We start from the raw sequence: 13,215 nt of genomic DNA, 5'->3' as shown, positions 1-13,215 counted from the left end.
TTAATGGTTACTAGCTGCGCATCCAGCGTGCTGCGTCCTTCGAGAAATACGTAATGATAATGTCCGCACCGGCACGCTTCATCCCGGTCAGCAGCTCCATCACAATCGCCTGCTCACTGATCCATCCCTGCTGAGCAGCCGCTTTAATCATGGAATACTCACCACTCACGTTGTATGCAACAATTGGCAGATCAAACTGGTCTCTCAGCAATCTGACAACATCAAGGTAGGCCATAGCCGGTTTCACCATCAGCATATCGGCGCCTTCCAGCACGTCCGTCTCCGCCTCGCGAAGCGCCTCTCTCACATTGGCCGGATCCATCTGATAAGTTTTGCGGTCGCCGAATTGCGGAGCGGAATCGGCAGCCTCACGGAAGGGTCCGTAAAAGGCCGAAGCGTACTTAACGGAGTAAGACATGATCGGCACGTTATAAAATCCGGCTTCGTCAAGACCGGAACGAATGGCTTGGACAAAACCATCCATCATATTGGAAGGTGCAATAATATCGGCTCCAGCTTTGGCCTGGGAAACCGCTGTACGAACGAGCAGCTCCAGCGACTCGTCGTTTAATACATCGCCGCAGGTGTGGCCGTCACGCTCAAAGGTATGCACCATACCGCAGTGGCCGTGGTCGGTAAATTCGCATAGGCACGTATCAGCAATCACCAGAAGATCGGGATGCCACGACTTGATGAGACGGGTAGCCTCTTGGACAATCCCGTCATCCGCGAAACCGGATGTGCCCACGCTGTCTTTCGTCTCGGGGATTCCGAACAGGAGCACAGCAGGAATGCCTAGACTTACGATTTCGTCTACTTCCTCTTTCAAGGTGTCAAGCGAAAAATGATAGACGCCTGGCATGGAGGAAATCTCGGATTTCACACCATTGCCATAGGTCACGAAGATCGGCTGAACCAGATCCTCCGTATGAAGCACGGTCTCGCGGACCATGCTGCGAATGCCGGCATTTTGACGCAGCCGACGATGGCGTACGATTGGAAAACTCATGACGTATACCTCCAAATGATGTAATTTCGTTCATGTATATAAGAGATTATGGATATTATGGCGCAACACGGCGTGGATCGTTCTCGTTCCAAATGCATAAGGCCTTAACCAGACTGTCGACCGTCGCTTCCTCGGCGAGGAGGGATACGTGCAGTCCGGCTTCTTCAGCCGTCTGCGCGGTTAATGGTCCGATGCAAGCAATCGTCGAACCTTTCAACAGTTCGACTGGATCCTCCACGCCCATCCCCTTCAGCACCTTCAAGAGATTGGTAACCGTAGATGAACTGGTGAACGTAACGGCGTGAATGCCTCCATCTTCAAGCAGCTTCAGCAGCTCATCATCGTCCTCGCCGCACAACACATTCTCATAGATCACGGCTTCCGTCACGTTCAGTCCCATTTCCGTCAGCTTCTCCGGCAGCCACTTGCGTGCCAGATCGCCGCGTGGCAGCAGCACGCGCTGACCGGCCTGGAGCTCTGAACCGTAAGCATCGATAAGACCTTCCGCCTGGTAACGCTCCTTGATAACTTCAGCCACTACACCGTATTTTCCAAGAGCATGGGCTGTTGCGGGGCCAACCGCGACGATGCGGGCCGAGGCTAAGGCGCGAATATCGCGACCGTTCTCCTTCAGGTGGCGGAAAAAGAATTCAACTCCGTTCACGCTGGTGAAAAATACCCAGTCATACGTACTCAGCTTGTCCAGTGCTTGTTGAATTCCGGCAAGCCTCTCGCTCTTCGAAGGCATGACGGTTTCGATGACGGGAAACTCATAAGGCTCTCCGCCCAGCTCTTCGATCTGGGATACCAATACACTGGCCTGGCTTCGCGTCCTTGTGACCAGTATTCTTTTGCCGAAGAGGGGCAGCCGTTCCGCCCACTTCAGGTGCTCCCGCTGAAGCACCACCTGTCCAACAACGATAACCGCAGGCGGCTGAAAATCCGCTGCCTTGACTCTGTCCTCGATGTCCGCCAGTGTCCCCGTCAGCGTATCCTGCTCTGCCCGGGTTCCCCATCTAATAAGTGCCACAGGGGTTTCCGGCGGTCGGCCGTGCTTGATCAGCTGACGACTGATATAACCGATTTTCGCCACACCCATCATAAAAATCAAAGTTCCCGTTGCATTGGTAACCTTGTCCCATTGAATCATTCGGTCCAGCTTTTCGGGACTTTCGTGGCCGGTAATTATCGATAATGACGAAGCATGGTCACGATGCGTCACGGGAATCCCGGCATAAGCCGGAACACTGATCGCCGAGGTGATCCCCGGCACAATTTCGTACATGATGCCATGACGGTATAACAGCTCCGCTTCTTCACCCACTCTTCCGAAGATCGTTGGATCGCCGCCCTTTAAACGGACAACTGTCTTGCCTTCCAAAGCATAATCAACCAGCAGCTGATTGATCTGCTCCTGTTTCATCGTATGCCGATCCGGAAGCTTGCCTACATAGACCTTCTCCGCTCCGGGTTTCATCCATCGCAGCAGCCGAGGACTAGCTAATCGGTCATACACCACGACATCCGCTTTTTCAATGCATTCCTTGCCTTTAATCGTAATCAGGCGTGCATCGCCCGGTCCTGCTCCCACCAGATAAACCTTGCCTGCCATCCCCTCAGCCCCTAACTTGTGCCAGTATCTTCTCCGCTCCTTTAGCTTTCAGCTTTTCAGCCACTTCCACTCCGAGCGATTCAGGGTCGGTTCCTTCGGCGCTTTCCTTCAGTATGATTTCGCCGTCAGGAGAACCTACCATTCCTGTTAATTGTATAACGTTTTGTTCTCCGCGGGAATCTCCGGCATCCACATTCTTCAGGACGGCGTAAGCTCCGATAGGCACCTGGCATCCTCCGTTAAGCTCGCTTAGAAACTTGCGCTCCGCCGCAACGGTTCGTGCAGTAACCTCATCATTATAAAGAGAGAGCAAATGCAGCAGATCTGCATCGTTTTCGCGGCATTCAATTCCAAGTGCGCCCTGGCCGACGGCTGGCAGGCTAATTTCAATCGGCAAGTACGACGTGATCCGGTCCTCCCAGCCCATACGCTGAAGACCGGCGGTCGCCAGAATGATGGCCTGAAATTCACCGTCCTCCATTTTGCGAATGCGAGAATCGATATTCCCCCTAATCCATTCGATCTGCAGATCCGGCCGGTAGGCCTTGAGCTGACTGGACCGGCGCAGACTGCTTGTTCCCACCTTGGCACCTGCAGGAAGGTCATCCAGCGTTGTTCCTTCTTTGGAGATCAGGCAATCACGAGGATCCTTTCTTGCCGGCACCGCGCCGGACACCAAACCTTCGGGCAGAACGGAAGGCATGTCCTTCATGCTGTGAACCGCCATATCAATCTCGCCGTCCATCATCGCCTGCTCGATTTCTTTGACAAACAATCCTTTGCCGCCTACCTTGGAGAGCGTAACATCCAGTATGCGGTCGCCCTTCGTGACGATTTTTTTGACGGTGAAGTCATAGTCCAGACCGTGCTCCTTGGCTAAACGCTTTAAGTCATCAATAACCTGTCCTGTCTGTGTCAGTGCCAGAGCACTTTGTCTACTGCCAACTACGATTGTACGCATCTTTCATTCCTCCTGATTATTCGCAATCCACTGCTTGATCTTGTCCGCACTCCAGGGCTCATAACCTCCGCGGCGAATCTCTCCGAGCATATCCATGCGGTCTGCCTTGTGCAAAAGCCGCCTGCGTGCGTCAGCGGACTCCACCTCTTCCCTGATCATCGAACGCATCCTATATAAAAAATCCAAATAGTCCTCATACTCAGGCCCGAACTGGTCTTCGAGCTCGTCGCGTATCTCGCGTGCGGCCATCGGCCCTGCTCCTGATGTGGATACAGCTAGCGTAAGCCTTCCCCGTCGCAGCACCGTCGGGTTGATAAACGTTCCGGCCTCGCCGTTGCTGGCCACGTTAACCAGTATGCCAAGACGATCGGCATCCTCCGCTATTTGCAGATTCAGCTTGCTGTCATCCGTTGCCGCATGGACCATAAACGCGCCTATCAGATCGTCTGATTGATACTTCCGCTTCGTCCATCGAAAAGTCTTCTCGCTCTCTAAACGTTGAAGTTTCTCGCTTCGTAATAAGGGACTTACAATATGTACGACTGCCCCGGCATTCAGTAGGGTGACGGCTTTACGTTCCGCCACCGTGCCGCCGCCGACAATCAAGCATAAACGTCCCCTGCAATTCAGCATTACGGGTACATAATGATCATCATAGGCCATTCTTGCCATCACACTCCTGACCAACTATGGAAAGCGGACCACGTATTGAGAAAGAAATTCAGAATAATGAACCCATACCCGATTAAAGCCCATATGGCCGCTTCCCTGCCGGACCTTCTCCACAAGCGACGTTTGATGAAATAAATCAAATACATCGCAAGAGCCGTCATGGTAGACATGACTTTGATGTCCAAGAACAGGGTCCACCGTCCAGCCATGGCCACCGACATCACGGCCAAGATGAGCGACATGACCAGAATAATCGTCCCGGCCATCAGCGCTTTATAGGAATAAACATCCAGCTTCTCCAGACTTGGCAGCCTGCGCATCGTATCATTCCATTGCTTGTGCTTCAGTTTCCGGTGCAGGAACATATATATCGCCGCAAACACGGCCCCGACGGTCAAAGCGGCGAAGCTGATACTCGCCAGGGCAATATGAATAAGCAAGAGACGATGTTCCGTCTCCCAGCTGTGCAATGCATTGTCTCCTGCCGTGAACCATAAACGATTGACCAGCATGACGCTAAACCCGACGAGGTTCATGAGCAGGACGGCAAATTCCGACCGCTTCATATACGCCAGAGCAATCGAAGTGATCGATATGCAGAACGCCAGCAGGAACAGGAAATCAAACAAAGTAAATACCGGAAAGTGGAAATGTCCGCCTTCCATCGCTCTGATGCCGATTCCGGTAAATTGTAACAGCGCAGTAATAACAAGAAGCCCTGTGCCTATCCGCTTCGCCACCGAATTGCGTGAAACGCAATCCGAGATATAAAACAGAAGGCTCAGGGCATAGATGCAAATGCCGGTGATATAAATTAAGTTTAACAGCATGGGTTATACTCACCCTCCTCAAAGGGTGGCTGGGGCCAGAGACACCTTAAGCGGTTTCTCTTCTGCCTGCTGATCTACAGCATTCTTCGACCGTTCAGCTTTAACGGGTGCAGTTGCTTTCTTGTTGCGGCTGCGGGCTTCCTGCTCATTCTCATGGATCAAGCTTTCCAGCGCAAAGATTTGTGAAAAATAATCCAGTGCTTCACCGCCCTGCTTGCCGCCCGTCATTTCCTTAATCCGGTTAATGGGATCATGCATCATCTGGTTTACGATGCTCTTGGTCAAACGACGGATGACTTTTCGCTGGCGTTCATCCAGTTCCGGAAGCTTGTTAAACAAGCTTTCCATCGTTTCTTCATGAATGGCATTCGACTTCTCCTGCAAGGCCCGAATTGCCGGTCTGACACCGAGCGTTTTCAGCCATGTGTGGAATGCATCCATCTCTTCTTGAATCATAACTTCAATCTTCGCTGCTTCCGCCCGGCGCATTTCCATATTGGTCTCTACAATGCCTTCCAGATCGTCAATATCGTACAGGAACACGTTGGATACTTCCCCAACCGCCGGATCAATGTCCCGTGGCACAGCAATATCAATCATGAACAACGGACGGGACTGGCGTTTCTTCATGCTCTCTTTCACCCGATCCGCATTCAGAACATATTCATTCGAGCCCGTGGAGCTAATAATGATATCCACGTCATTCAGCAAATGCTTGGCTTCGGCAATGGTGCATGGCGTCCCTTTGAATTTGCTTGCAAGTTCCTGAGCACGGCTAAGCGTACGGTTAGCCACAATTACTTCAGCGGCACCGTTGGCATAAAGATGCTTCACGGTAAGTTCGCTCATCTTGCCCGCACCAAGTATCATCACTTTTTTATCGTTAAATGCCCCGAAAATTCGTTTACCCAGTTCCACCGCTGCATAGCTGACAGAGACGGCACTCTCTCCGATCGATGTCTCCGAATGAGCCCGCTTGCCGAGCGTAACGGCTTGCTTAAACAACATATTGAACCAAGTACCCGTGGCATTCTGCTGCTGCGACGTCAAAAAAGCATGGCGCACCTGTCCCAGGATCTGCGTTTCTCCAATGACCATGGAATCCAAACCGCAGGTGACCTTAAACAGATGGGAAATCGCTTGTTCGTCTTCATATATATAGAGGTGCTGTGTAAATTCTTCACGATTAATGCCGAACCACTGTTCCATAAAACTGCGGATAAAGTAGCCGCACATATGAAGGCGGTCTACCACAACATAAATCTCAGTTCGGTTGCAGGTAGCGACAATGACGCCCTCCAATACGCTCTTGGTCGAATTAAGCTGCTCTAACGCCTTAGGCATGTCTTCTTCCGAGAATGTAAAGCGTTCTCTGACTTCCACAGGCGCTGTGCGATAGTTCAACCCAACAACGACGATGTGCATTGCATGTTCACCTGCCTATTTCTCCGAGTAGTTTTGCCGTTCACAACGGACATCCTTGACCTTGTTCATTATATCACAGTATGCTGAACAGCCTTGTCTATTTTATGAAATGTTTATGAAATCCCCATACTTCTTCGTTCCATTCATGAAACTTTCTACCTGTTTGATCGCACCTTACTATTGTGGATATAGAACAGCTTAGATATACGTGTTATTTACTACGATATCTCATTTCAGAGAACGCCTCCCTGGAATTCCGCCGATCTTCTCATGTTCTCAAAATAAATAACCATGGAAAAATCCATGGTTATCAGTATACGCATTTTTTAGAAGGCTGGATTAAACGAGTTCAGCCTGTTTCATCTCAGGCGTTTCCACGGTCATTTCGCCGAGTCCGCGCACGAGTTTCTTGGCATAGCATTTTTCAGGTTTCAAAGCGGATACCAGATAGTCAATAGCCAACTGCGGATCTACTGTCTCCCCGCAGGTATAACAGTCAATCGCAGCAAAACCTCTCTCAGGGTATGTGTGAATCGAGAGATGGCTTTCCGACAGCAACACCAGCACAGTCGCACCTTGTGGTTCAAACTGCTTGGATTGGACGGACAATACCGTTGCTCCACATGCTTCAGCGGCTTCCACCATCTGAGCTTGTAAAAATTCTGCACTGTTCAATAGTTCAAAATCGACTCCCCAAGTATCAACAGCAACGTGTCTTCCGAAAGTTGAGTATTCCATCTTCCGGGTTCCCCCTTCCTAGGAATAAAATGTTTGAAAATTTCATCCGCTAGGACCTACGTCATTCACTTCCCGAGGGAATAATCTCTCGCAACATTACATGTCCTGAGTGAATCCTGGTTCCTATATTCTTTTCAACGAGATTAAAAATAACATCTATGACGCTTAAATGCAACACCTTTTTCGAAAATAACCCATAAATATTTTACAGCTCAATATATGTGCGTCTGAACTACTTGGTGTCATGGATCCAATAATAAAAAAAGCCGCCCTGTTACAGGGCAGCCTCCTTAGGCTTCTAGCACGAATAGGCGTTGATTAAACTGTCGCAGCCGCTCATCTATTGTCTTCGTAATAAGTTTATCATTCCCTGCTGCAATCCGCTGGTCCAGAAGCACATTAATATGATGCTGGATGGATTCGATCTCTTTCTCTGCTTCATTGCTGTTGAAGAGTCGCTGCAGCTCTCCTGCCGTATTCTTGTACTCATAAATGACAATGCTGTCGTTCCCGGCGACTTGCGTAATTCTGTGCACCGTTCCCGCATGGTAGTCGTAGCTCATCGTAAAGCCGCGATAAATCCGATTCACTTTACCTGATCCCTTAAAAGCCGCAAACAGTTTGCGTACGGCATTTGTCAGATGGGGAGTAACCAATCGGCACGACAGCTCACAGACGTACAAGCCATTCTTGCGTTCAAAGGGCAAATGAACTTCTTCCCCGCTTTCATCTTCGAGCACAAACTCCTGCTCTCCGCTATCCATGACTTTTACCCGGTTAGTAACCCGGAAAGCTTGGGTATATTGCAGAAATTGATCCATTTGAATATCCGTCATTTGCATTGTGGCATTAACATATTCTGTGGCTAACCGCTGAGCCATAAAAATCTCCCTCAATTCTTTTAACTTACTACCATTATACAGCAGATCCAAGCGGTCTTTCCTGCCGTTCGAACGAGAATATCCATCATATTTCATAAAAAAACGGAATTAGCCGGAATCAGAGCGATATTTCCCGCAAGATGCTCACTTTCCTATAAAGAATACACCGATTCCCTACATTACCCTCGAAAAAAATATCACGAAATGAACCGGATCAGGATTGCTCTTTGCCTTCCGTTTCCGAATCCAAATATGTCTCTTCCTCGTCATCCTTTGTCCCCATGTGGGACTCCATGATGGCCCATAACTCATCTTTACCCAAACCGAGCTCGGATGAAAACATGACAAAAGAGTGATAGGGTTTGAAGCCAAGCGTCTCCTTCACAATCTTAACATGCTTCTGGCGGCGTGTTTTCGGAATTTTGTCCGCCTTGGTCGCGACCACGCATACCGGCCGGTTATAATGCTGCAGCCATTCATACATGCTGATATCGTCTTTTGAGGGTGGATGACGCATGTCCACAATCAATAATACAAGCTTCAATTCTTCCCGGCTGAGCAAATATCTCTCAATCATTTCGCCAAATGCTGCACGCTGGGTCTTGGATACCTTCGCATAACCATAGCCGGGAAAATCGACCAGATACAGGTCGTCGTTCACCCGATAATAGTTGAGCTGCTGGGTTTTCCCCGGTGTTGCACTGGTACGGGCCAGGTTCTTACGGGATATCATACGGTTAATCAGTGATGACTTGCCCACATTGGAACGCCCTGCCAGAGCAATTTCCGGCAAGGCGTCTTCAGGATATTGAGCAGGTACGACAGCACTGATGACAAACTCGGCTTTCGTAACTTTCATAATTTAGACTTTCCTCTCTAGTGCACTCCCGCTTGTTCAACGAGCGCATGCTCCAGAACCTGATCCATATGGGATACGGGAACGAACTCAACGTCGTTCTTCACGCTGTCAGGGATATCACGCAAGTCGCGTTCGTTATCCTTAGGGAGTAATATTTTTTTGTAGCCGGCACGGTGGGCTGCCAGGGATTTCTCTTTCAAGCCACCAATCGGAAGAACGCGTCCCCGAAGTGTAATTTCCCCCGTCATGGCCACATCACGGGCTACATGCCGTTTGGTTAAAGATGAGATAAGAGCCGTCGCAATCGTAATGCCGGCTGAAGGGCCATCCTTCGGAATGGCTCCCTCCGGGATATGGATATGGACATCCAGCTTCTCGTGGAAATCCGGATCAATGCCCAGTTCTACCGCTTTTGAGCGGGTAAAACTGAAGGCGGCTTGAGCCGATTCCTTCATCACGTCGCCAAGCTTACCCGTCAAGGTCAGCTTGCCGGTCCCAGGCACCACGGTTACCTCAATGGTTAGTGTCTCGCCGCCCACTTCCGTCCAAGCAAGCCCTGTTACCGTGCCCACTTGATCTTCAAGCTCGGCCATGCCATAGCGAAACTTCGGAATACCGAGATATTCCTTAATATCGTCAGCCTTAATCTCAATGGATTCCGATTGATTGGTGACGATCTGTTTGGCGGCTTTGCGGCACAGCGCAGCCACTTGCTGCTCCAGATTCCGCACCCCGGATTCACGGGTATACTCCCGGATCACCTTCATGAGCGCTTCCTCGTCCAGAATCAGTTGCTCCGGCGTCAACCCATGCTCACTCTTCTGCTTGGGCAGCAAATAACGATTGGCGATCTGCAGTTTCTCCAGCTCCGTATATCCCGGAATGTACAGCACTTCCATCCGGTCCAGGAGCGGTCTTGGAATATTATGCAGCACGTTTGCCGTCGTGACAAACATGACGTTGGACAGATCAAAAGGAATTTCCACGAAATGATCGCTGAACGTATTATTTTGCTCAGGATCAAGTACCTCAAGCAGGGCTGAGGACGGGTCGCCCCGGAAGTCGGATGCCATCTTATCGATTTCATCCAGCAGGAATACAGGATTCATTGACCCTGCCGTTTTCATGCCTTGAATGATACGCCCCGGCATGGCCCCTACATAAGTGCGCCGGTGGCCGCGGATCTCCGCCTCGTCTCTTACCCCGCCTAACGAAATGCGAACGAACTTGCGCTCCAGAGAGCGGGCGATGGACCGGGCCAGTGATGTTTTGCCGACCCCGGGAGGGCCAACCAGACATAGAATAGGCCCTTTCATCTTCTTCACCAGCTTTTGCACCGCCAGATATTCCAGCACCCGCTCCTTCGGCTTCTCGAGTCCGTAATGGTCCTCGTCCAGCACTTGCTCCGCTTTGACGATGTCCAAATCATCCTCGGTCATGTTGGTCCACGGCAACGCCAACAGCCAATCGACATAGTTCCGAATCACGCCGCCCTCAGCAGAGCTCGCCGGCATTTTCTCGAGTCGGTCGATTTCCTTCTCGACCTTCTCGTGTACGCGCTCCGGCAGTTCAAGCTCCTGAAGCTGACTTCGGAGTTCCTCTACTTCCCCGGCACGGCCTTCCTTGTCGCCAAGCTCTTTCTGAATGGCCTTCATCTGTTCGCGCAAGTAGTATTCCTTCTGGGTCTTCTCCATTTGCTTCTTGACCCGCTGGTTAATCTTACGCTCCAGCTCCAGCACTTCGCGCTCGTTATTCAGTATATCTAGAAGTTTCTCGAGCCGTTTGCGAACATCAATTGTTTCGAGAATTTCTTGCTTATCCTTGATCTTCAGTGACAAATGACTCGTGATGACGTCTGCCAGTCGACCCGGCTCATCAATATCGGAAACGGCCGCCAGTGTCTCTGGTGTCACCTTCTTTGACAGATTGATATAATTCTCAAACTGAGACAGTACGGTTCGCATTAATGCGGAAACTTCAGGGTCATGGTTCTCTTCTTCGGGAAGTTCCCGAGCGATGACCTCATAGTATTCCTCTTGATCCGTATATTCAATAACTTCCGCCCGTTCCATACCCTCCACTAGCACACGTATGGTACCGTTGGGAAGCTTAAGCATCTGGCGTACATTCGCAACTGTGCCAATCCGAAAAATATCATCCTGCGTCGGTTCTTCAATGTTCACTTCCGATTGAGAACATAGGAGAATCAAATTGTCTTCAACCATCGCCTTTTCTAAAGCCTTTACCGACTTCTCCCGGCCTACATCCAAGTGAAGCACCATGCTTGGATAGACCAAAAGACCTCTCAAAGGCAGTAAAGGAAAACGACGACCTTTGGATTTACTGGGTCCCATCGCTTTCGCACCTCCAATGGCTCTCAATGTTGACACTATTCCTATTTTATCAAATCTGCGTATAAAAAACCAACCATACGAAGCTTAACATCCTCCGGCGTCCGTTATTTTACCGTTGCGCGGAGGCGTCGCCTGCAGCAATGAAGCGGAAGAGGATGGAAATCCCTCGTTTGCGGGGAGCTGAACAACCTCGGGAGCGAACGTTCCGCCAAAAATATGGCCGAACACTTCATCCACCGATTCGACCGGAATTACCCGCAAACCGCCGCTCAAATCCTGGAACAGCGTCTGCCAGTTGTCTTTAGGGATGATCACGCGGGTCGCGCCTGCTTGGAATGCCGCCTCCACTTTAGCGATGACCCCGCCTATCGGTTTTACTTTTCCATGAATGCTCATCTCGCCGGTCATGGCGACTTTGTTATCAACTTCAATCCCTTTCATGGCTGATACGATCGCAGTAGCCATCGCAATACCCGCGGAAGGGCCGTCAATCGGCGTTCCTCCAGGGAAATTGATATGCAGGTCATAGTTTTTCGGCGTAAAGCCCATCGAACCGAGCACGGTTAGGACATTCTCGATCGAGCCTTTGGCCATACTCTTGCGGCGCAGCTTGCGTGAACCTCCGCCAAATTCCTCTTCATCCACAACCCCGGTGATATTGTAGGTACCCCGGCCCTTCTCGACAGGTACCGCAGATACTTCAATTTCAAGCAGTGCCCCCATATTCGGGCCATATACAGCCAATCCGTTGACTACGCCGATCTGAGGCTTCTCCGGTATTTTCCGGTCGGGCCTAGGCTGAAGCTGGCTGCTGCTGGCCACCCATTCCACATCCGCTGCCCGCAGCGAATCTCGTTTCTCGGTCAATGCAAGACCGGCAGCCAATTGAATCATATTGACCGCTTCCCGCCCGTTAGAGCAGTACTGCTTCACAACTTCAACCGCTTCCGGCGCAGCATTCAAACCAATTTTCTGAATGGCATCCTCTGCAATCCTCCCAATCTCTTCGGGCAAAAGCGGACGGAAAAAAATCTCCATGCAGCGTGAACGAAGCGCAGGAGCAATCTCTTCGGGCGAACGTGTCGTAGCACCCACCAAACGGAAGTCCGCCGGAAGGCCATTTTGAAAGATATCGTGTATATAGGCAGGTGTATTGGCATCCTCAGAATTATAATATGCACTTTCGAGCAGTACCTTGCGGTCCTCCAGCACTTTTAAAAGCTTATTCATCTGAATCGGATGCAATTCCCCAATTTCATCAATAAACAGGATCCCGCCATGGGCTTTGGTCACCGCTCCCGGCTTGGGTTGAGGAATGCCTGCAACCCCCATGGCTCCGGCACCTTGATAGATCGGATCATGAACAGACCCGATGAGCGGGTCGGCAATCCCGCGTTCATCGAAGCGGGCCGTCGTGGCATCAATCTCTGTGAATTTCGCGTCATATTTAAACGGAGATTGCGGATTCTTCTTGGCTTCCTCCATCACCACGCGGGCCGCGGCCGTCTTCCCGACTCCCGGCGGTCCATATACAATCACATGCTGGGGATTTGCGCTGCATAAGGCGGCCTTTAAGGCGCGCAAGCCGTCCTTTTGACCCACGATGTCATCCATCGTTTGCGGCCTTGTTTTCTCAGCGAGCGGTTTCGTTAGCGATATCGACCGGAGTTTGCGGAGTTTATCGAGCTCCTTGCGCGATTCCCGATCCACCGCTGTTTTGCTTGTCTTCTGCCCGCGCAATAAATTCCAAAAATAAATGCCGATGATGACCGCAAAAAACAGCTGCACCAGCATAATCACGATACTTAAATTCACAAGTCATTCCTCCTGTACTCCATTATGTCTTCATCCAAACGTTAATACATGGTAGTATT

The 13,215-nt window shown here is 50.6% G+C and carries 11 protein-coding genes; all 11 read right to left on the bottom strand.

Going from position 1 to position 13,215, the window contains the following annotated elements:
- Positions 1-10: 10 nt before the first annotated feature.
- Positions 11-1,009, bottom strand: a complete 999-nt coding sequence (gene hemB, locus MKY82_RS07900) for a porphobilinogen synthase (protein ID WP_194541474.1) — start codon at positions 1,007-1,009, stop codon at positions 11-13.
- Positions 1,010-1,064: 55 nt separating this feature from the next.
- Positions 1,065-2,621, bottom strand: coding sequence for a uroporphyrinogen-III C-methyltransferase (gene cobA, locus MKY82_RS07895; protein ID WP_339295867.1), 1,557 nt, complete (start codon positions 2,619-2,621; stop codon positions 1,065-1,067).
- Between the two features lie 4 nt (positions 2,622-2,625).
- A complete protein-coding gene (gene hemC, locus MKY82_RS07890; protein ID WP_339222509.1) occupies positions 2,626-3,582 on the bottom strand; it encodes a hydroxymethylbilane synthase in 957 nt (318 codons plus the stop codon).
- Positions 3,583-3,585: 3 nt separating this feature from the next.
- Positions 3,586-4,245 (bottom strand): NAD(P)-dependent oxidoreductase, encoded by a 660-nt coding sequence (locus MKY82_RS07885; protein WP_339295866.1) that lies wholly within the window; start codon positions 4,243-4,245, stop codon positions 3,586-3,588.
- A gap of 8 nt (positions 4,246-4,253) precedes the next feature.
- On the bottom strand, positions 4,254-5,084 hold the full coding sequence (gene ccsA, locus MKY82_RS07880) for a cytochrome c biogenesis protein CcsA (protein ID WP_339295865.1): 831 nt from the start codon (positions 5,082-5,084) through the stop codon (positions 4,254-4,256).
- An 18-nt stretch (positions 5,085-5,102) separates the two neighbouring features.
- The gene (gene hemA / locus MKY82_RS07875) at positions 5,103-6,509 is read right to left on the bottom strand and encodes a glutamyl-tRNA reductase (protein ID WP_339295864.1); all 1,407 of its coding nucleotides are present in this window, start codon (positions 6,507-6,509) and stop codon (positions 5,103-5,105) included.
- A gap of 339 nt (positions 6,510-6,848) precedes the next feature.
- Positions 6,849-7,247: an adenosylmethionine decarboxylase gene (speD, locus tag MKY82_RS07870; RefSeq protein WP_006208786.1), complete on the bottom strand. Its 399-nt coding sequence runs from the start codon at positions 7,245-7,247 to the stop codon at positions 6,849-6,851.
- Positions 7,248-7,537: 290 nt separating this feature from the next.
- Complete coding sequence (locus MKY82_RS07865; protein ID WP_071223429.1) at positions 7,538-8,128, bottom strand: non-ribosomal peptide synthetase module; 591 nt, start codon at positions 8,126-8,128, stop codon at positions 7,538-7,540.
- A 214-nt stretch (positions 8,129-8,342) separates the two neighbouring features.
- The gene (gene yihA, locus MKY82_RS07860) at positions 8,343-8,987 is read right to left on the bottom strand and encodes a ribosome biogenesis GTP-binding protein YihA/YsxC (RefSeq protein ID WP_113061184.1); all 645 of its coding nucleotides are present in this window, start codon (positions 8,985-8,987) and stop codon (positions 8,343-8,345) included.
- Positions 8,988-9,004: 17 nt separating this feature from the next.
- Positions 9,005-11,341 (bottom strand): endopeptidase La, encoded by a 2,337-nt coding sequence (gene lon / locus MKY82_RS07855; protein WP_194541468.1) that lies wholly within the window; start codon positions 11,339-11,341, stop codon positions 9,005-9,007.
- Between the two features lie 84 nt (positions 11,342-11,425).
- Complete coding sequence (gene lonB, locus MKY82_RS07850; protein ID WP_194541467.1) at positions 11,426-13,156, bottom strand: ATP-dependent protease LonB; 1,731 nt, start codon at positions 13,154-13,156, stop codon at positions 11,426-11,428.
- Positions 13,157-13,215: the final 59 nt, after the last annotated feature.

This window comes from Paenibacillus sp. FSL W7-1279 (assembly GCF_037969845.1).
Lineage (GTDB): Bacteria > Bacillota > Bacilli > Paenibacillales > Paenibacillaceae > Paenibacillus_AQ.
This window is presented reverse-complemented; position numbering and strand designations above follow the sequence as displayed.